We start from the raw sequence: 20,391 nt of genomic DNA on the forward strand, positions 1-20,391 counted from the left end.
CCGGGTCGGTCCTTGACGGAGAGGGTGGTCCGACGGCAAACTGTTGGACCCCATTGGACAGGCTTGCCTGGATCATGTAGCCTATTGCTTTGCGCTGCCTTTCTCTCGCCTCTGCTCGGGTCTCCGACTTGACTGGGGCGGCTTGGCGTGCGCTCCCAGCACCGATGTGATTTTGCGAGCCCGTGGAAGGACGCCCCTTGGTCGCCTCGCGCAACCCCCAGTCCGACAGCATTTCCAACGTCACCGGCCCCCGCCGCATCTCCTTCGCAAAGATCTCCGAGCCGCTCCAGGTTCCGGATCTGCTTGCGCTGCAGGTGGACAGTTTCGACTGGCTGGTCGGTAACGAAACGTGGCAGGCCCGGGTGGCCGCCGCTGAGGCCGAGGGGCGGTCGGACCTGTCCGGCCCCAGCGGCCTGGAAGAGATTTTCGAGGAGATCTCCCCGATCGAGGACTTCAGCGGCACCATGTCGCTGTCGTTCCGCGACCACCGTTTCGAGCCGCCGAAGAACACGGTCGACGAGTGCAAGGAGCGCGACGTCACGTACTCCGCGCCGCTGTTCGTCACGGCCGAGTTCATGAACAACGAGACCGGCGAGATCAAGAGCCAGACCGTGTTCATGGGCGACTTCCCGCTGATGACCCGCAAGGGCACGTTCGTGATCAACGGCACCGAGCGCGTCGTCGTGTCGCAGCTCGTCCGTTCGCCCGGTGTGTACTTCGAGCGCACGCCGGACAAGACGTCCGACAAGGACATCTTCACCGCCAAGATCATCCCGTCGCGCGGCGCGTGGCTGGAGTTCGAGGTGGACAAGCGCGACATGGTCGGCGTCCGCCTCGACCGCAAGCGCAAGCAGAACGTCACCGTCCTGCTGAAGGCGCTCGGCTGGACCGACGCGCAGATCCTCGAGGAGTTCGGGGACTACGAGTCGATCCGCCTGACCCTGGAGAAGGACCACACCTCCGGCCAGGACGACGCGCTGCTGGACATCTACCGCAAGCTGCGTCCGGGTGAGCCGCCGACCCGCGAGGCCGCGCAGGCGCTGCTGGAGAACTACTACTTCAACGGCAAGCGCTACGACCTGGCCAAGGTCGGTCGCTACAAGATCAACAAGAAGCTCGGCCGGGACGAGGCGCACGACCAGGCGGTGCTGACCGTCGACGACATCGTCGCCACGATCAAGTATCTGGTCGCCCTGCACGAGGGCAAGACCGAGCTGCCGGCCCCGCGCGGCGAGATCGTGGTCGAAGAGGACGACATCGACCACTTCGGCAACCGTCGCCTGCGTACCGTCGGCGAGCTGATCCAGAACCAGCTGCGCACCGGCCTGGCCCGGATGGAGCGCGTGGTCCGGGAGCGGATGACGACCCAGGACGTCGAGGCGATCACGCCGCAGACCCTGATCAACATCCGTCCGGTGGTGGCGGCGCTGAAGGAGTTCTTCGGCACCTCCCAGCTGTCGCAGTTCATGGACCAGACCAACCCGGTCGCGGGCCTGACCCACAAGCGCCGGCTGAACGCGCTCGGCCCGGGTGGTCTGAGCCGTGAGCGGGCCGGCTTCGAGGTCCGTGACGTGCACCCGTCGCACTACGGCCGGATGTGCCCGATCGAGACCCCGGAAGGCCCGAACATCGGTCTGATCGGCTCGCTCGCGTCGTACGGCCGGGTGAACGCGTTCGGCTTCGTCGAGACGCCGTACCGCAAGGTCGTCGACGGCCAGGTCACCGACCAGGTGGACTACCTGACCGCCGACGAGGAGGACCGCTTCGTCATCGCGCAGGCGAACGCCGCGCTGAACGACGAGAACCGGTTCGCCGAGGAGCGCGTGCTGGTCCGTCGCCGGCACGGCGAGGTCGAGCTCGTGCCGGTCGAGGACGTGGACTACATGGACGTCTCGCCGCGCCAGATGGTGTCGGTGGCGACCGCGCTGATCCCGTTCCTCGAGCACGACGACGCCAACCGCGCGCTGATGGGTTCGAACATGCAGCGCCAGGCGGTGCCGCTGATCACCTCGGACGCCCCGCTGGTCGGTACCGGCATGGAGTTCCGCGGTGCGGTCGACGCCGGCGACGTGGTCGTGGCCGACAAGGCCGGTGTGGTCAAGGAGGTCTCGGCCGACCTGATCGAGATCGCCGCCGACGACGGCACCTACCAGACCTACCGGATGGCGAAGTTCCGCCGCTCGAACCAGGGCACCTGCATCAACCAGCGCCCGCTGGTCGACGCCGGCGCGCGGGTCGAGATCGGGACGCCGCTGGCCGACGGTCCCTGCACCGACGAGGGCGAGATGGCCCTCGGCCGGAACATGCTGGTCGCGTTCATGACGTGGGAGGGCTACAACTACGAGGACGCGATCATCCTCAGCCAGCGCGTCGTGCAGCAGGACCTGCTGACCTCGATCCACATCGAGGAGCACGAGGTCGACGCCCGCGACACCAAGCTGGGCCCGGAGGAGATCACCCGGGACATCCCGAACGTCTCCGACGAGATGCTGTCCGACCTGGACGAGCGCGGCATCATCCGGATCGGCGCCGAGGTCACCACCGGTGACATCCTGGTCGGCAAGGTCACCCCGAAGGGCGAGACCGAGCTGACCCCGGAGGAGCGGCTGCTGCGCGCGATCTTCGGTGAGAAGGCGCGCGAGGTCCGCGACACGTCGCTGAAGGTCCCGCACGGCGAGGAGGGCACCGTCATCGGCGTCCGGGTCTTCGACCGGGACAACGGCGACGAGCTGCCGCCGGGCGTCAACCAGCTGGTCCGGGTGTACGTCGCCCAGAAGCGGAAGATCTCGGTCGGCGACAAGCTGGCCGGCCGGCACGGCAACAAGGGCGTCATCTCGAAGATCCTGCCGGTCGAGGACATGCCGTTCCTCGAGGACGGCACCCACGTCGACGTGATCCTGAACCCGCTGGGCGTGCCCGGCCGGATGAACGTCGGCCAGGTGCTGGAGACCCACCTCGGCTGGATCGCCTCCCGCGGCTGGGAGGTCGACCCGGAGAACGAGGAGGAGTGGGCGCAGCGGCTGATCAAGATCGGCGCCGGTGCGGCCGAGCCGATGACGAACGTCGCCACTCCGGTGTTCGACGGCGCTACGGAGGACGAGGTCACCGGCCTGCTGAGCTCCACGCTGCCGAACCGGGACGGCGTCCGGATGGTCAACGGGCAGGGCAAGGCGAAGCTGTTCGACGGCCGTTCGGGTGAGCCGTTCCCGGACCCGATCGGTGTCGGCTACATGTACATCCTGAAGCTGCACCACCTGGTCGACGACAAGATCCACGCGCGCTCGACCGGTCCGTACTCGATGATCACCCAGCAGCCGCTGGGCGGTAAGGCCCAGTTCGGTGGCCAGCGGTTCGGCGAGATGGAGGTGTGGGCCCTGGAGGCTTACGGTGCCGCCTTCGCGCTGCAGGAGCTGCTGACCATCAAGTCCGACGACGTCGTCGGCCGGGTCAAGGTGTACGAGGCGATCGTCAAGGGCGAGAACATCCCGGAGCCGGGTATCCCGGAGTCGTTCAAGGTTCTGGTCAAGGAAATGCAGTCCCTCTGCCTCAATGTCGAGGTGCTCTCGTCCGACGGAAGCCGGGTCGAGATGCGCGACAGCGAGGAGGACGTCTTCCGGGCGGCGGAGGAACTGGGAATCGACCTGTCCCGGCGCGAGCCGAACAGCGTCGAGGAGGTCTGAGCGGGTTGCCGCTTGACATCAACAACCAACTCACTCAGACCACTTTTAGCAACGGGAGATAACACATCGTGCTCGACGTGAACTTCTTCGACGAGCTTCGGATCGGCCTGGCGACCGCGGATGAGATCCGCCAGTGGTCGCACGGCGAGGTCAAGAAGCCGGAGACGATCAACTACCGGACCCTCAAGCCCGAGCGTGACGGTCTGTTCTGCGAGAAGATCTTCGGTCCCACCCGGGACTGGGAGTGCTACTGCGGCAAGTACAAGCGCGTTCGCTTCAAGGGCATCATCTGCGAGCGGTGTGGCGTCGAGGTCACCCGCTCCAAGGTGCGCCGCGAGCGGATGGGCCACATCGAGCTGGCCGCGCCGGTCACCCACATCTGGTACTTCAAGGGTGTCCCGTCGCGGCTCGGCTACCTGCTCGACCTCGCCCCGAAGGACCTGGAGAAGGTCATCTACTTCGCGGCGTACATGATCACCGACGTCGACGACGAGGCCCGGCACCGCGACCTGTCCTCGCTCGAGGGCCGGGTGGACGTGGAGCGCAAGCAGCTCGAGAACCGTCGTGACAACGACATCGAGCAGCGGATGAAGAAGCTCGAGGAGGACCTGGCGCAGCTCGAGGCCGAGGGCGCCAAGGCCGACGTCCGCCGCAAGGTCAAGGAAGGCGCCGAGCGTGAGGTCAAGCAGCTGCGCGACCGCTCGCAGCGTGAGATCGACCGCCTCGACGAGGTCTGGACCCGGTTCAAGAACCTGAAGGTCCAGGACCTCGAGGGCGACGAGATCCTCTACCGCGCCATGAAGGAGCGGTTCGGCAAGTACTTCGAGGGCGCCATGGGCGCCGCCGCGATCCAGCGCCGGCTGGAGACCTTCGACCTGAAGGCCGAGGCGGACAACCTGCGCGAGACGATCAAGACCGGTAAGGGGCAGCGCAAGACCCGCGCCCTGAAGCGGCTGAAGGTCGTCACCGCGTTCCTGGCGACCAACAACAGCCCGATGGGCATGGTGCTGGACTGCGTCCCGGTGATCCCGCCGGACCTGCGCCCGATGGTGCAGCTCGACGGTGGCCGGTTCGCGACCTCGGACCTGAACGACCTGTACCGCCGGGTGATCAACCGGAACAACCGGCTCAAGCGACTGCTCGACCTGGGCGCGCCGGAGATCATCGTCAACAACGAGAAGCGGATGCTGCAGGAGGCCGTCGACGCGCTGTTCGACAACGGCCGCCGCGGCCGTCCGGTCACCGGCCCGGGCAACCGGCCGCTGAAGTCGCTGTCCGACATGCTCAAGGGCAAGCAGGGCCGCTTCCGGCAGAACCTGCTCGGTAAGCGCGTCGACTACTCCGGTCGTTCGGTGATCGTCGTCGGCCCGCAGCTGAAGCTGCACCAGTGCGGTCTGCCGAAGGCGATGGCGCTGGAGCTGTTCAAGCCGTTCGTGATGAAGCGGCTGGTCGACCTCAACCACGCGCAGAACATCAAGTCCGCCAAGCGGATGGTCGAGCGTCAGCGCGCCCAGGTCTGGGACGTGCTGGAAGAGGTCATCACCGAGCACCCGGTGCTGCTGAACCGTGCGCCTACGCTGCACCGGCTCGGCATCCAGGCGTTCGAGCCGCAGCTGATCGAGGGCAAGGCGATCCAGATCCACCCGCTCGTCTGCTCCGCGTTCAACGCGGACTTCGACGGTGACCAGATGGCGGTGCACCTGCCGCTGTCGGCCGAGGCGCAGGCCGAGGCCCGGATCCTGATGCTGTCGACGAACAACATCCTGAAGCCGGCCGACGGCCGTCCGGTCACGATGCCGACCCAGGACATGGTCATCGGCATCTACTTCCTGACCATGCTGAAGGAAGGCGCCAAGGGCGAGGGCCGGGCGTTCAGCTCGGTGGCCGAGGCGCTGATGGCCTTCGACCGCAACGAGCTGTCGCTGCAGGCCAAGATCACCATCCGGCTGGACGGGTCGGCCGCTCCGGCCGGCGCGACCGCGCTGCCGGGCGGCGGGTTCTCGCTGGAGACCACGCTGGGCCGGGCGCTGTTCAACGAGGCGCTGCCGGCGGACTACCCGTTCGTCGACACCGAGGTGGGCAAGAAGCAGCTCGGCGGGATCGTCAACGACCTGGCCGAGCGGTACACCAAGGTCGAGGTGGCGCACGCGCTGGACGCGCTGAAGGACCTCGGTTACTACTGGTCCACCCGTTCGGGTGTCACGGTGTCGATCGACGACTTCAGCACGCCGCCGTCGAAGCCCGAGATCATGGCCCGGTACGAGTCCCAGGCCGAGAAGGTCCAGAAGCAGTTCGAGCGGGGTCTGATCACCTCGTCCGAGCGGCGTCAGGAGCTGATCGAGATCTGGACCGGCGCCAACGCCGAGGTCGGCAAGGCGATGGAGGAGAACTTCGCCAAGGACAACCCGATCTGGATGATGGTGCACTCCGGTGCCCGAGGCAACATGATGCAGATCCGGCAGATCTCCGGTATGCGTGGTCTGGTGGCCAACCCGAAGGGCGAGATCATCGCCCGGCCGATCAAGTCCAACTTCCGTGAGGGCCTGTCGGTGGTCGAGTACTTCATCGCCACCCACGGTGCCCGGAAGGGTCTGGCCGACACCGCGCTGCGGACCGCCGACTCGGGGTACCTGACCCGGCGTCTGGTGGACGTGTCGCAGGACGTCATCATCCGCGAGGAGGACTGCGGGACCGAGCGGGGCCTGCCGAAGCAGATCGGCGAGAAGGGCCCGGACGGCAAGGTCGTGCACGCCGAGAACGTGGAGACCAGCGCGTACGCGCGGACCCTGGCCACCGACGCCCTGGACGCCGACGGCAACGTCGTGCTCGCCGGCGGCGCCGACCTGGGCGACGTGTCGATCGCGAAGCTGGTCGCGGCCGGCCTCGAAGAGGTCAAGGTCCGGTCGGTGCTCACCTGTGACGCCAAGACCGGTACCTGCGCGAAGTGCTACGGCCGTTCGCTGGCGACCGGCAAGCCGGTCGACATCGGCGAGGCGGTCGGCATCATCGCGGCCCAGTCCATCGGTGAGCCGGGTACGCAGCTGACGATGCGGACCTTCCACACCGGCGGTGTCGCGGGTGATGACATCACCCACGGTCTGCCGCGTGTCGTCGAGCTGTTCGAGGCGCGTCAGCCCAAGGGCAAGGCGCCGATCTCGGAGGCCGCGGGCCGGATCTCGATCGAGGACACCGACAAGACCCGGAAGCTGGTGCTGACGCCGGACGACGGGTCCGAGGAGGTCGCCTACCCGGTCTCCAAGCGCGGTCGCCTGCTGATCGAGGAGGGCCAGCACGTCGAGGTCGGCCAGCAGCTGACGCAGGGTACGCCGGACCCGCAGGAGGTTCTGCGGATCCTGGGTGTCCGCAAGGCGCAGGAGCACCTGGTGGACGAGGTCCAGGAGGTGTACCGGTCGCAGGGTGTGGCCATCCACGACAAGCACATCGAGATCATCGTCCGGCAGATGCTGCGCCGGGTCACGGTGATCGAGTCGGGCGACGCCCAGCTGCTGCCGGGCGAGCTCGCGGACCGCGTCACCTTCGAGGCGGAGAACCGCCGCGTGGTGGCCGAGGGCGGTACGCCGGCCTCGGGCCGTCCGGTGCTGATGGGTATCACCAAGGCCTCGCTGGCGACCGAGTCGTGGCTGTCGGCCGCCTCCTTCCAGGAGACGACCCGCGTCCTCACCGAGGCCGCGATCCACGGCAAGTCCGACTCGCTGGTCGGTCTGAAGGAGAACGTCATCATCGGAAAGCTGATCCCGGCGGGTACCGGCATGGACCGTTACCGCAACATCCGGGTGGAGCCCACCGAGGAGGCGAAGGCCGCGATGTACTCGATGGTCGGCTACGAGTCGTACGACTACGACTTCGGCCCGTCCAGCGGGCAGTCGGTCCCGCTCGACGACTTCGACCTCGGTTCCTACCAGAACTGAGCGCAGTCACACCGCCGAGGGCGGCACTTCCCCTGCCGGGAGGTGCCGCCCTCGCGGCGTTTACGGGCCAGGACAGGGCTAGTACGGGGCCAGTACGGGGCCGGTACAGGGCGGGGTGGGAAAGACACTCGGGGTGGCGGCTGAAAGTGTGGGCGGGATGCGCCAAGATTGGTCCATGACGGATCTGCCGGCCTACCTGCGGCCTTTCGTCTTGGGGGTTCTGGAAGGTTCTGACGTACGTGTCGATCGCCTCGGGGAGATCGACCTGTACCGCCCGCCCGGTACCGCCCGAGGCGGCGCAATTCTCTTCGTGCACGGGGGACCCGGACCGGCGAACCTCGAGGTGATGCCTCGGGACTGGCCGGTCTACAAGGGTTATGCAACCGCTGCCGCCAGGCGTGGCCTGGTGTCGGCGGTGGTCGACCACAGCCTGATTCACGGCCTGGACCGACTGGTCACGGCCGCGGACGAGGTGGAGGCTGCGGTCGGCGTACTGCGTTCCGATCCACGCGTCGATCCCGATCGGGTCGGCCTGTGGTTCTTCTCGGGCGCCGGCCTGCTCGCCGGGGAATGGCTGGACAGCCGCCCCGACTGGCTGCGTTTCGTCGCCCTGACGTACCCCCTGCTCGCCACCCCGCCCGGTGTCGACGACCTGGTAACCGCCGCTGAAGTGATCGGAAAACACAAGGACCTGCCGGTGCTGCTGACACGAGTCGGACTCGAGCGTGAGGAGCTCGCCGGTCCGGTTGCGGAGTTCGTCTCCGCGGGCGGCGCCGCGCTGGACATCATCGACGTACCGAAAGGGCACCACGGGTTCGACATGCTCGACCACACCGAAGAATCACGCGCCGCCGTCACCAAGGCCCTGGACTGGGCGATCGCCCACCTCGGCGAGGAACCCGGCGACGACACCAAGCTCCTCGTCCCGCCTCCGACCAAGAAGAAGACCACCTCCACCCGCCGTACGACGTCCGCCGCCAAGGCAGCCGTCGCGGTGAAGACGCCGCCGGCCCCGGCTGAACCCGCTACTCAGCCGGCCCCCGTCGTCACCACGCCTGTCCCGTCTGCCCCTGTCACACCTGCACCTGTCACGCCCGTGCCGGTGGCCGCCCAGGCCCCGTTGGCCGATCTGGGCTTCGCGACGGTCGCGGCCGTCACCGCGGACACCCCGGCCGCGCGGGTGATCGCCCGTGAGCACGCCGCGTACGCCGCCCACGATCTCGAGGCCTTCCTGGCCATGTACTCGCCGACCGCCCGGATCCTGCGCGCGGACGGCTCCGAACTGAAGGGCCGCCGGTTCCTGCGCGAGTTCTACCGGCCGCGCTTCGACGCCGGCGAGTGCAAGACCGAGGTCGTCCAGCGGCTGTCGCTGGGGGAGTGGGTGGTGGAGCACGTCGTCAGCTACGAGGACGGCGGATCCGCCCCGCAGTTGGCCCTGTACAGGGTCGTCGACGGGTTGATCACCGACGTCGAGTTCCGTGTCTGACCAACCGATCGACCATCTGACCGAGTTCGAGCGGGTGGCCGCGGAGTTCGCGGCCGCCCTCGAACGGGTCGACCCGGAGGCGACGGTCCCGGCCTGCCCCGGCTGGACGGTCGCCGACCTGGCCCTGCATCTGGGGTCGGGACAGCGCTGGGCCGCGTCGATCCTGCTGTCCGGCACGGCCCAGAAGGTGCCGGAGGTGCTCCGTACGACGATCTCCTGGGCGGACTGGTACGCCGGGACGAGCGCGGCTCTGGCGGCAGCGCTCCGGGCGGTCGATCCGGACGAGCCCTGCTGGAATTTCGCCCCGGTCGACCAGCGGGCCGGCTTCTGGGCCCGCCGGCGCCTGCATGAGACGGCCGTCCACCTCGTGGACCTGCTCCAGGCCGAGGCGGCGACGGGCGAGCAGCCCGGGCCGCGGCCGGACGTCGTCCGGCCGGCCATCGCGGCCGACGTAGTGGACGAGGTGTTCGAGGTGTTCCTGCCCCGGATGCTGGCCCGCGGATTCGCGCCGGCGGTGACCCGGCAGATCGGTGTCCGGGCCGTCGACACGGGTGACGAATGGACGCTGACGCCTGTGTCACAAGGGATTGCGCCGCGGGTGGAGCATGCGAAGGCGGTCGGCGAAGCGGTCCTCTCGGGCACCGCCGCCGACCTCGGACTATGCCTGTGGAAGCGCTTGCCGCCGACCGTCCTGACGGTCACCGGAGACCCGGTGGCGGCCACTGATTTCCTGGCCGGGAGAGCCACTCCGTAAGCCTTGTACACTGGAAGGGCGGAAGGCTCGCTACCGTGGTCGATTACTCATTTTGACCGTGCTAGGGGCACCCGCTAGTCTTAACGATCGTGCCCGGGGTCTTTCCTGGGCCGTCATGCGTGCCCCTCGTCCAACGGGTCGGGCCGCGTGGCACGGGACTCCTGCCGACAGTCTGGAAGATTACGGCTTCGGTCTGCTCGTGCGCACGCGACACACCCGACCGCGGGGGTCAGGTAAAAGCAACAAACCCAGCCGGACGACAGAAAGAGCTACGCGGTGCCCACCATTCAGCAGCTGGTCCGCAAGGGCCGCCAGGACAAGGTGTCCAAGAACAAGACGCCGGCCCTGAAGGGTTCCCCTCAGCGTCGTGGTGTGTGCACGCGCGTCTACACGACCACGCCGAAGAAGCCGAACTCGGCGCTTCGCAAGGTTGCGCGTGTCCGCCTGACCAGCGGCATCGAGGTCACCGCCTACATCCCCGGCGTCGGCCACAACCTGCAGGAGCACTCGATCGTGCTCGTCCGTGGCGGTCGTGTGAAGGACCTCCCGGGTGTCCGGTACAAGATCATCCGCGGTTCGCTCGACACCCAGGGTGTGAAGAACCGGAAGCAGGCTCGCAGCCTGTACGGCGCGAAGAAGGAGAAGAGCTAATGCCGCGCAAGGGCCCCGCCCCGAAGCGCCCGGTCATCATCGACCCGGTCTACAGTTCGCCGCTCGTCACCCAGTTGATCTCCAAGATCCTGGTCGACGGCAAGAAGCAGATCGCGCAGAGCATCGTGTACAGCGCGCTCGAGGGCACTCGCACCAAGACCGGCACCGACCCGGTGATCACGCTGAAGCGTGCGCTGGACAACGTGAAGCCGAGCATCGAGGTGAAGAGCCGCCGCGTCGGTGGTGCCACCTACCAGGTGCCGATCGAGGTCAAGCCCGGTCGGTCCACCACGCTGGCGCTGCGCTGGCTGACGACGTACTCCCGCGCCCGTCGCGAGAAGACCATGTCCGAGCGGCTGATGAACGAGATCCTGGACGCCTCCAACGGTCTCGGCGCGTCGGTGAAGCGCCGCGAGGACACGCACAAGATGGCCGAAGCCAACAAGGCTTTCGCCCACTACCGCTGGTGATCCGGGGTCCGATCCGGACCCCAGCGTTCACCCCTTTGGCGCAGTACAGAATCGAGAGGTAGACCACCGAGGTGGCCGTACAAATCACCACCGACCTGGCCAAGGTCCGCAACATCGGGATCATGGCCCACATCGACGCCGGCAAGACGACGACGACCGAGCGGATCCTCTTCTACACCGGTATCACCTACAAGATCGGTGAGGTCCACGAGGGCGCCGCCACGATGGACTGGATGGAGCAGGAGCAGGAGCGCGGCATCACGATCACGTCCGCCGCGACGACCTGCACCTGGAAAGACCACACCATCAACATCATCGACACCCCGGGCCACGTCGACTTCACCGTCGAGGTGGAGCGTTCGCTGCGCGTGCTCGACGGCGCGGTCGCGGTGTTCGACGGTGTGGCCGGTGTGGAGCCGCAGTCCGAGACCGTCTGGCGTCAGGCGGACCGGTACGGCGTACCCCGCATCTGCTTCGTGAACAAGCTGGACCGCACCGGCGCCGAGTTCATGCGCTGCGTCGACATGATCAAGGACCGCCTGGCCGCGGTGCCGCTGGTCATGCAGCTGCCGATCGGGGCCGAGGCCGACTTCATCGGCGTCGTCGACCTGGTGGGTATGCGCGCGCTGACCTGGCGTGGCGAGACCAAGATCGGTGAGGACTACACGGTCGAGGAGATCCCGGCCAGCCACACCGAGCTGGCCGCCGAGTGGCGCGACAAGCTGATCGAGACGCTGGCCGAGGCCGACGACGAGGTCATGGAGCAGTACCTCGAGGGCGAGGAGCCGACCCAGGAGCAGCTCGTGGCGGCCATCCGTCGCGCGACCCTGGCGAGCAAGCTCACCCCGGTGCTGACCGGTACCGCGTTCAAGAACAAGGGCGTCCAGCCGCTGCTCGACGCGGTCAACGCCTACCTGCCGAGCCCGATCGACGTCCCGGCCATCGAGGGCCACGACGTCAAGGACTCCGACCAGGTCGTGCTGCGCAAGCCGGACGACAGCGAGCCGTTCTCGGCGCTGGCGTTCAAGATCGCCGCGGACCCGCACCTGGGCAAGCTGACCTTCATCCGGGTGTACTCGGGCAAGCTCGAGACCGGCACCCAGGTGCTGAACCCGACCAAGGGCCGCAAGGAGCGGATCGGCAAGATCTACCGGATGCACGCGAACAAGCGTGAGGAGATCGCGTCGATCGGCGCCGGCCACATCGTCGCCGTGATGGGTCTGAAGGACACCACCACCGGTGAGACGCTGGCCGACCCGTCGAACCCGGTCGTGCTGGAGTCGATGCAGTTCCCGGCCCCGGTCATCTCGGTCGCCATCGAGCCGAAGTCGAAGGCCGACCAGGAGAAGCTGGGCGTCGCGATCCAGCGGCTCGCCGAGGAGGACCCGACCTTCCAGGTCCGGACCGACGAGGACACCGGCCAGACGATCATCGCCGGTATGGGCGAGCTGCACCTCGAGGTGCTGGTCGACCGGATGAAGCGCGAGTTCCGCGTCGAGGCCAACGTCGGCAAGCCGCAGGTCGCCTACCGCGAGACCATCAAGAAGAAGGTCGAGAAGGTCGACTACACGCACAAGAAGCAGACCGGTGGTTCGGGTCAGTTCGCGCGCGTGATCATCGACATCGAGCCGACGTCGGTCGAGGCCGGCGGCGAGGGTGGCTACGAGTTCGTCAACGCCGTCACCGGTGGCCGCATCCCCCGGGAGTACATCCCGTCGGTGGACGAGGGCGCCCAGGAGGCGATGGAGTTCGGCGTACTGGCCGGCTACCCGATGGTGGACGTCAAGGTGACGCTGCAGGACGGCGCGTACCACGACGTCGACTCCTCCGAGCTCGCGTTCAAGATCGCTGGTTCGATGGCCTTCAAGGATGCCGCCCGCCGGGCGAATCCGGTCATCCTGGAGCCGATGTTCGCGGTCGAGGTCACCACGCCCGAGGACTACATGGGCGAAGTGATCGGCGACCTCAACTCCCGCCGTGGCCAGATCCAGTCGATGGACGAGGGCCCCGGTGGCAGCCGGGTCGTGAAGGCCCTGGTGCCGCTGTCGGAGATGTTCGGGTATGTCGGTGACCTGCGGTCGAAGACCCAGGGCCGCGCGTCCTACTCGATGCAGTTCGATTCCTACGCCGAGGTTCCGAAGAACGTGGCGGAAGAGATCATCAAGAAGGCCCGGGGCGAGTAGTCTCTCGCTCCTGACCACCACACCCCAAGCGCGTCGGCGTACGGCGTAGTCAATTTATCTAGGAGGGCCCCAGTGGCGAAGGCGAAGTTCGAGCGGACTAAGCCGCACGTCAACATCGGCACCATCGGTCACATCGACCACGGTAAGACCACTCTTACCGCGGCGATCACCAAGGTGCTGCACGACAAGTACCCGGACCTGAACGAGGCGTCGGCGTTCGATCAGATCGACAAGGCGCCGGAAGAGCGCCAGCGCGGTATCACCATCTCGATCGCGCACGTCGAGTACCAGACCGAGGCCCGGCACTACGCCCACGTCGACTGCCCGGGGCACGCGGACTACATCAAGAACATGATCACCGGTGCGGCTCAGATGGACGGCGCGATCCTGGTCGTCGCCGCCACCGACGGCCCGATGCCGCAGACGCGTGAGCACGTGCTGCTCGCCCGTCAGGTCGGCGTGCCGGCGATGGTCGTCGCCCTGAACAAGTGCGACATGGTCGACGACGAGGAGATCCTGGAGCTCGTCGAGCTCGAGGTCCGCGAGCTGCTCTCGGAGCAGGAGTTCGACGGCGACAACGCGCCGATCGTGCGGGTTGCCGCGCACCCGGCGCTGCAGGGCGACGCCAAGTGGGGCGAGTCGATCATCGAGCTGATGAACGCCGTCGACGAGTACATCCCGCAGCCGGAGCGCGAGATCGACAAGCCGTTCCTGATGCCGGTGGAGGACGTCTTCACCATCACGGGTCGCGGTACGGTCATCACCGGCCGGATCGAGCGCGGTGTCATCAAGGTCAACGAGACCGTCGACATCGTCGGCATCCGTCCGGAGAAGCAGACCACCACGGTCACCGGTATCGAGATGTTCCGCAAGCTGCTCGACGAGGGCCAGGCCGGTGAGAACGTCGGTCTGCTGCTTCGTGGCACCAAGCGCGAGGACGTCGAGCGCGGCATGGTCGTCATCAAGCCGGGCACCACGACCCCGCACACGAACTTCGAGGCGTCGGTCTACATCCTGTCGAAGGAGGAGGGCGGCCGTCACACGCCGTTCTTCCAGAACTACCGCCCGCAGTTCTACTTCCGTACCACCGACGTCACCGGTGTCGTCACGCTGCCCGAGGGCACCGAGATGGTCATGCCGGGCGACAACACCGACATGACGGTCGAGCTGATCCAGCCGATCGCCATGGAGGACGGTCTGAAGTTCGCGATCCGTGAAGGTGGCCGCACCGTCGGCGCCGGCCGGGTCACCAAGATCGTCAAGTGATCTCATGAGGTCCGCGAGGGCTCGAACCTGAGCCCGCGCGGACCTCTGCTTTGTGCCTGATCCGGCGCTCAGGTGGTACCGGATCAGGCGTGAAGCCACCCGATTGGCGTTCCGGCGCCGATCTCTGGCACAATATTCAGGTTGCTCAGGCGAGGCCGCCGGGGCGCGCCCCAGATCTTCTTGATCGGGCTGGTGCGCCGGACCGGAGACCATGCCGAGGTTCCGGTCCGAGACCGGGCCCCGATCTCCTCCCAGGGTCGAAGAAGCGGTGAGTCACGCGCGTGCTGCGAGCGCGACACACCCGACCGCGGGGGTCGGAGCGACGAAGGCGAAGACGATAGAGAAGGACGAAGCGAAGCGATGGCGGGACAGAAGATCCGCATCCGGCTGAAGGCCTACGACCACGAGGTCATCGACAGCTCGGCACGCAAGATTGTCGACACGGTGACGCGTACTGGTGCGAAGGTTGCTGGCCCGGTGCCGTTGCCGACGGAAAAGAACGTGTTCTGCGTCATCCGCTCGCCGCACAAGTACAAGGACAGCCGCGAGCACTTCGAGATGCGCACCCACAAGCGGCTCATCGACATCATCGACCCCACGCCGAAGACCGTCGACTCGCTGATGCGTCTCGACCTGCCGGCCGGTGTCGACATCGAGATCAAGCTCTGAGGGACACGAACAACCAATGAGCAAGCTAAAGAACACGCGCGGTCTGCTGGGCACCAAGCTCGGCATGACCCAGACCTGGGACGAGAACAACCGCGTCGTCCCCGTCACCGTGGTCCAGGCCGGCCCCTGCGTCGTGACCGAGGTGCGTACCTCGGCCAGCCACGGGTACGACGGCGTCCAGATCGCCTTCGGCGACATCGACCCGCGCAAGGTCACCAAGCCGATGCGCGGTCACTTCGACAAGGCCGGCGTGACGCCGCGGCGCCACCTGCTGGAGCTGCGCACCGCCGACGCCAGCGAGTACACGCTGGGCCAGGAGATCAAGGCTGAGGCCTTCGAGGCCGGCGAGCGCGTCGACGTTTCCGCGACCAGCAAGGGCAAGGGCTTCGCCGGTGTGATGAAGCGGCACGGCTTCCACGGTCTGCGCGCCACCCACGGTGTGCACAAGAAGCACCGCTCGCCGGGTTCCATCGGCGGCTGCGCCACCCCGGGCCGGGTCTTCAAGGGCCTGCGGATGGCGGGCCGGATGGGCGCCGAGCAGGTCACCACGCAGAACGTGTCGGTCCACGCGATCGACGTCGAGCGCGGCCTGATCCTGCTCAAGGGTGCCGTTCCCGGCCCCAAGGGCGGCCTCGTGCTGATCCGCAACGCCGCGAAGGGAGCTGCGAAGTGAGCACCGTCGACGTCGTCGTCGTGAAGGGCGACAAGGTCAGCAAGAACGGCTCCGCCGAGCTTCCGGCCGAGCTGTTCGACGTCCAGGTCAACGTGCCGCTGATCCACCAGGTCGTGGTGGCCCAGCTGGCCGCGGCCCGCCAGGGTACGCACAAGGCGAAGACCCGGGGCGAGGTGTCCGGCGGTGGCGCCAAGCCGTACCGCCAGAAGGGCACCGGCCGCGCCCGCCAGGGTTCGACCCGCGCGCCGCAGTTCACCGGCGGTGGCGTCGTCCACGGCCCGGTGCCGCGTGACTACAGCCAGCGGACCCCGAAGAAGATGATCGCCGCCGCGCTCCGCGGCTCGCTGTCGGACCGGGCCCGCGACGGCCGCGTGTTCGTCGTCGAGAGCTTCGTGGACGGCGACAAGCCCTCCACCAAGTCGGCGCTGAAGGTGCTCGGCGAGGTGACCGAGCCGGGCAAGGCGCTGGTCGTCGTCGACCGCGCCGACGAGCTCACCTGGCTGAGCCTGCGCAACGTGCAGCACGTGCACCTGATCGCGGCCGACCAGCTGAACGCGTACGACGTGCTGTGCAGCGACGCGGTGGTGTTCACCAAGAGCGCCCTCGACTCGTTCGTCGCCGGCGCGCCCAAGGGCAAGTCCGTCAAGGCCGTCGCCACGTCGACTGAGGCCGAGGAGGTAGAAGCATGAGCCACGGAGTCAACAAGGACCCCCGCGACGTGCTGCTCCGGCCGGTCGTGAGCGAGAAGAGCTACGGCCTGCTGGACGAGCAGAAGTACACGTTCGAGGTCGCCCCGGACGCCAACAAGACCGAGATCAAGCTCGCGGTCGAGAAGGTGTTCAAGGTCAAGGTCAGCGACGTCAACACCCTGAACCGCAAGGGCAAGCGCCGCCGGACCCGGTCCGGTTTCGGTAAGCGCCCCGACACCAAGCGGGCGATCGTGACCCTCAAGGGTGACGACCGCATCGATATCTTCGGAGGCCAGTCGTAATGGGAATCCGCAAGTACAAGCCGACGACGCCGGGCCGCCGTGGCTCGAGCGTGGCCGACTTCGTCGAGCTCACCCGTTCGACCCCCGAGAAGTCGCTGCTGCGTCCGCTGCCGAAGAAGGGCGGCCGGAACAACTCCGGCAAGATCACCACCCGGCACCACGGTGGCGGCCACAAGCGGGCGTACCGGCTGATCGACTTCAAGCGGTACGACAAGGACGGCGTGCCGGCCAAGGTCGCGCACATCGAGTACGACCCGAACCGGACCGCCCGGATCGCGCTGCTGCACTACGTGGACGGCGAGAAGCGCTACATCCTCGCCCCGTCCAACTTGCGTCAGGGCACGATCGTCGAGAACGGCCCGGCCGCGGACATCAAGATCGGCAACAACCTGCCGCTGCGCAACATCCCGGTCGGCTCCACGGTGCACGCCGTCGAGCTGCGTCCCGGCGGTGGCGCGAAGATGGGCCGCTCGGCCGGCGCCAGCATTCAGCTGGTCGCGAAGGAAGGCCGGATGGCCACCCTGCGGATGCCGTCCGGCGAGGTTCGGATGGTCGACGTGCGCTGCCGCGCCACCCTCGGTGAGGTCGGCAACGGCGAGCAGTCGAACATCAACTGGGGCAAGGCGGGCCGGATGCGCTGGAAGGGCAAGCGCCCGACCGTCCGCGGTGTCGCGATGAACCCGGTCGACCACCCGCACGGTGGTGGTGAGGGTAAGACCTCGGGTGGTCGCCACCCGGTGTCCCCGTGGGGCCAGCCGGAAGGCCGGACCCGCACCCGCAAGGAAAGCGACCGCATGATCGTCCGGCGCCGCAAGGCCGGCAAGAAGCGCTGATAGGGAGCCGGCCAAAATGCCACGCAGCCTGAAGAAGGGCCCGTTCGTCGACCACCACCTGGCCAAGAAGGTGGAGGTGCAGAACGAGAAGGGCACCAAGAACGTCATCAAGACCTGGTCCCGCCGATCGATGATCGTGCCGGACATGATCGGCCACACGATTGCGGTGCACGACGGCCGCAAGCACGTGCCGGTGTTCGTGACGGACTCGATGGTCGGGCACAAGCTCGGCGAGTTCGCCCCGACCCGGACGTTCAAGGGTCACGAGAAGGACGACCGGAAGTCACGGCGTCGCTGACCCCCTGGGGATCAGTGACGAAGCGAAAGCAACCTACGGAGAGATTCGAACATCATGAGCGTTCAAGAGCGTAGGGCGATCAGCGCCCGTCGCGAGAGCCTGCTGGGCGAGCAGCCCGGGGCCTTCGCGGTCGCGCGCTTCGTCCGCGTGACGCCGATGAAGGCGCGCCGCGTGGCCGATCTGGTGCGCGGTGCCGGCGTCGACGACGCACTCGCCACTCTGAAGTTCGCCCCGCAGGCCGCTGCCGCGACCGTGTACAAGGTCGTCGACAGCGCCGCGGCGAACGCCGAGGGCACCGAGCACCTGAGCCGGGCCGATCTGATCGTGTCCAAGATCCTGGTCGACGAGGGACCGACGCTGAAGCGTCACCGCCCGCGCGCCCAGGGCCGGGCCACCCGGATCGACAAGCGGACCAGCCACATCACCGTCGTGGTCGAGCCGCGGGTCACCGAGGAGGCGGCTCCGAAGGCGCCGGCCAAGAAGGCCGCTGCCAAGAAGACCGCTGACACGGCGGACACGGCCAAGAAGGCCCCGGCGAAGAGGGCGGCCAAGAAGGCCGCCGACAAGCCGGCCGAGGCCGCCGCCGACAAGCCGGCCAAGAAGGCGACCGCGAAGAAGACGGCCGCCAAGAAGGCCACCGCTGAGAAGAAGGAGTCCTGACGTGGGACAGAAGGTAAACCCGCACGGGTTCCGTCTCGGCATCAGCACCGACCACAAGAGCCGTTGGTACGCCGACAAGCTGTACAAGGACTACGTGGGCGAGGACGTCAAGATCCGTCGTCTGCTGAGCAAGGGCATGGAGCGCGCCGGCATCTCCCGCGTGGAGATCGAGCGCACCCGTGACCGGGTCCGGGTCGACATCCACACCGCTCGTCCGGGCATCGTCATCGGTCGCCGCGGCGCCGAGGCGGACCGGATCCGGGGCGGCCTGGAGGAGCTCACCGGCAAGCAGGTGCAGCTGAACATCCTCGAGGTGAAGAACTCCGAGGTCGACGCCCAGCTGGTCGCGCAGGGCGTGGCCGAGCAGCTGTCCGGCCGCGTGGCGTTCCGCCGCGCGATGCGCAAGGCGATGCAGACCACCATGCGTGGCGGCGCCCTGGGCATCCGGATCCAGTGCTCCGGCCGGCTCGGTGGCGCGGAGATGTCGCGGTCGGAGTTCTACCGCGAGGGCCGCGTCCCGCTGCACACGCTGCGGGCCGACATCGACTACGGCTTCTACGAGGCCCGGACGACCTTCGGCCGGATCGGCGTGAAGGTCTGGATCTACAAGGGCGACGTCGCCGGCTCCCGCGCCGAGCGCGAGGCGCAGGCCGCGGCCCGGGCCGCCACCCAGCAGCGTCGGCCGGCTCGCCGGGACGACCGCGGTGGCCGTGGCGGCGAGCGTGGTGACCGCGGTGGCCGTCGCGACGACCGCCGGGACAACCGCCGCAACGACAACGCCGCTGCTCCGGCAGCGGAGGCGCCGGCGGCCGACAAGCCCGCCGAGACGACCGGAACGGAGAGCTGACCGATGCTCATCCCCCGCAAGGTCAAGCACCGCAAGCAGCACCACCCGAAGCGCTCCGGCGCGGCCAAGGGTGGTACGACGCTGGCCTTCGGTGACTTCGGCATCCAGGCGCTGGAGAGCCACTACATCACCAACCGGCAGATCGAGGCCGCGCGTATCGCGATGACCCGGCACATCAAGCGTGGCGGCAAGGTGTGGATCAACATCTACCCGGACCGTCCGCTGACCAAGAAGCCGGCCGAAACCCGGATGGGTTCCGGTAAGGGTTCGCCGGAGTGGTGGATCGCCAACGTGAAGGCCGGCCGGGTGCTGTTCGAGCTCTCCGGTGTTCCGGAGGACATCGCTCGCGAGGCGATGCGCCGCGCGATCCACAAGTTGCCGATGAAGTGCCGCTTCATCACCCGAGAGGCAGGTGAGAACTGATGGCTACCCTGACCGCCGCCGAGCTGCGGAACCTGGGCCGGGACGAGTTGCTGACGAAGCTCGGTGAAGCCAAGGAGGAGCTGTTCAACCTCCGGTTCCAGGCTGCCACGGGCCAGCTGGAGTCCCACGGCCGGCTGCGCGCCGTCCGCAAGGACATCGCCCGCATCTACACGGTGCTGTCCGAGCGTGCGCTCGGCATCACCGAGGAGGTCGACGCCCCGGTCGAGGCCGAGGCTGCCGCCGAAGAGACTGCGGACGACAGTGAGAAGGCCAACGCATGACCGAGAACGCGAAGGACGAGACCGTGAGCACGACCACCGAGGCGCGAGGCCGCCGGAAGACCCGTGAGGGCCTGGTGCTGAGCGACAAGATGGACAAGACCGTCGTGGTCGAGGTCGAGGACCGGGTGAAGCACAAGCTGTACGGCAAGGTCATCCGGCACACCAGCAAGCTCAAGGCGCACGACGAGCAGAACGCCGCCGGGATCGGCGACCGCGTCCTCCTGATGGAGACCCGGCCGCTGTCGGCGACCAAGCGCTGGCGCGTCGTCGAGATCCTCGAGAAGGCCAAGTAGTTCC

Annotated in this window: 19 protein-coding genes; all 19 read left to right on the top strand. The window is 67.6% G+C overall.

The genetic code is table 11. The annotated features are described in order from the left end of the window. Positions 1-197: 197 nt before the first annotated feature. The 19 genes from rpoB to rpsQ all read left to right on the top strand — a co-directional run bounded on the left by rpoB (position 198) and on the right by rpsQ (position 20,387). Positions 198-3,680 carry a DNA-directed RNA polymerase subunit beta gene (gene rpoB / locus ACWEOO_RS10635; RefSeq protein WP_359939441.1) on the top strand — a complete coding sequence of 1,161 codons (3,483 nt, stop codon included), beginning with the start codon at positions 198-200 and terminating at the stop codon, positions 3,678-3,680. Between the two features lie 68 nt (positions 3,681-3,748). After that, on the top strand, positions 3,749-7,609 hold the full coding sequence (locus ACWEOO_RS10640; protein WP_359939438.1) for a DNA-directed RNA polymerase subunit beta': 3,861 nt from the start codon (positions 3,749-3,751) through the stop codon (positions 7,607-7,609). A 175-nt stretch (positions 7,610-7,784) separates the two neighbouring features. After that, complete coding sequence (locus tag ACWEOO_RS10645) at positions 7,785-9,095, top strand: nuclear transport factor 2 family protein (protein ID WP_452142766.1); 1,311 nt, start codon at positions 7,785-7,787, stop codon at positions 9,093-9,095. Continuing rightward, on the top strand, positions 9,088-9,849 hold the full coding sequence (locus tag ACWEOO_RS10650; protein WP_452142767.1) for a maleylpyruvate isomerase N-terminal domain-containing protein: 762 nt from the start codon (positions 9,088-9,090) through the stop codon (positions 9,847-9,849). Before ACWEOO_RS10645 ends, ACWEOO_RS10650 begins: the two co-directional genes overlap by 8 nt. A gap of 276 nt (positions 9,850-10,125) precedes the next feature. Beyond that, a complete protein-coding gene (gene rpsL, locus ACWEOO_RS10655; RefSeq protein WP_141854829.1) occupies positions 10,126-10,500 on the top strand; it encodes a 30S ribosomal protein S12 in 375 nt (124 codons plus the stop codon). Then, positions 10,500-10,970 carry a 30S ribosomal protein S7 gene (gene rpsG, locus ACWEOO_RS10660; RefSeq protein ID WP_131286359.1) on the top strand — a complete coding sequence of 157 codons (471 nt, stop codon included), beginning with the start codon at positions 10,500-10,502 and terminating at the stop codon, positions 10,968-10,970. The genes rpsL and rpsG overlap by 1 nt, the downstream gene beginning before the upstream one ends. Before the next feature lie 122 nt (positions 10,971-11,092). After that, positions 11,093-13,153 carry an elongation factor G gene (fusA, locus tag ACWEOO_RS10665; protein WP_452142830.1) on the top strand — a complete coding sequence of 687 codons (2,061 nt, stop codon included), beginning with the start codon at positions 11,093-11,095 and terminating at the stop codon, positions 13,151-13,153. Positions 13,154-13,225: 72 nt separating this feature from the next. Further along, positions 13,226-14,419, top strand: a complete 1,194-nt coding sequence (gene tuf / locus ACWEOO_RS10670; protein ID WP_355482549.1) for an elongation factor Tu — start codon at positions 13,226-13,228, stop codon at positions 14,417-14,419. A 360-nt stretch (positions 14,420-14,779) separates the two neighbouring features. Next, complete coding sequence (rpsJ, locus tag ACWEOO_RS10675; protein WP_012923688.1) at positions 14,780-15,088, top strand: 30S ribosomal protein S10; 309 nt, start codon at positions 14,780-14,782, stop codon at positions 15,086-15,088. 16 nt (positions 15,089-15,104) lie between these two features. Beyond that, positions 15,105-15,761, top strand: a complete 657-nt coding sequence (gene rplC / locus ACWEOO_RS10680) for a 50S ribosomal protein L3 (RefSeq protein WP_359939421.1) — start codon at positions 15,105-15,107, stop codon at positions 15,759-15,761. Next, positions 15,758-16,450 (top strand): 50S ribosomal protein L4, encoded by a 693-nt coding sequence (gene rplD / locus ACWEOO_RS10685; RefSeq protein ID WP_359939418.1) that lies wholly within the window; start codon positions 15,758-15,760, stop codon positions 16,448-16,450. Before rplC ends, rplD begins: the two co-directional genes overlap by 4 nt. Then, entirely contained in the window at positions 16,447-16,752 is a 306-nt protein-coding gene (rplW, locus tag ACWEOO_RS10690) for a 50S ribosomal protein L23 (protein WP_130384643.1), read from the top strand. Before rplD ends, rplW begins: the two co-directional genes overlap by 4 nt. After that, on the top strand, positions 16,752-17,585 hold the full coding sequence (gene rplB / locus ACWEOO_RS10695; RefSeq protein ID WP_355482555.1) for a 50S ribosomal protein L2: 834 nt from the start codon (positions 16,752-16,754) through the stop codon (positions 17,583-17,585). The genes rplW and rplB overlap by 1 nt, the downstream gene beginning before the upstream one ends. A gap of 16 nt (positions 17,586-17,601) precedes the next feature. Next, on the top strand, positions 17,602-17,883 hold the full coding sequence (rpsS, locus tag ACWEOO_RS10700) for a 30S ribosomal protein S19 (RefSeq protein WP_130384641.1): 282 nt from the start codon (positions 17,602-17,604) through the stop codon (positions 17,881-17,883). Between the two features lie 54 nt (positions 17,884-17,937). After that, complete coding sequence (gene rplV / locus ACWEOO_RS10705; protein WP_452142768.1) at positions 17,938-18,543, top strand: 50S ribosomal protein L22; 606 nt, start codon at positions 17,938-17,940, stop codon at positions 18,541-18,543. A gap of 1 nt (position 18,544) precedes the next feature. Continuing rightward, positions 18,545-19,390, top strand: coding sequence for a 30S ribosomal protein S3 (gene rpsC, locus ACWEOO_RS10710; RefSeq protein WP_355699451.1), 846 nt, complete (start codon positions 18,545-18,547; stop codon positions 19,388-19,390). 3 nt (positions 19,391-19,393) lie between these two features. Continuing rightward, positions 19,394-19,813 carry a 50S ribosomal protein L16 gene (gene rplP / locus ACWEOO_RS10715; RefSeq protein ID WP_355699452.1) on the top strand — a complete coding sequence of 140 codons (420 nt, stop codon included), beginning with the start codon at positions 19,394-19,396 and terminating at the stop codon, positions 19,811-19,813. After that, on the top strand, positions 19,813-20,094 hold the full coding sequence (gene rpmC, locus ACWEOO_RS10720; protein ID WP_355699453.1) for a 50S ribosomal protein L29: 282 nt from the start codon (positions 19,813-19,815) through the stop codon (positions 20,092-20,094). The genes rplP and rpmC overlap by 1 nt, the downstream gene beginning before the upstream one ends. Then, a complete protein-coding gene (gene rpsQ, locus ACWEOO_RS10725) occupies positions 20,091-20,387 on the top strand; it encodes a 30S ribosomal protein S17 (protein ID WP_355482561.1) in 297 nt (98 codons plus the stop codon). The genes rpmC and rpsQ overlap by 4 nt, the downstream gene beginning before the upstream one ends. Positions 20,388-20,391: the final 4 nt, after the last annotated feature.

This window comes from Kribbella sp. NPDC004138, assembly GCF_053603655.1.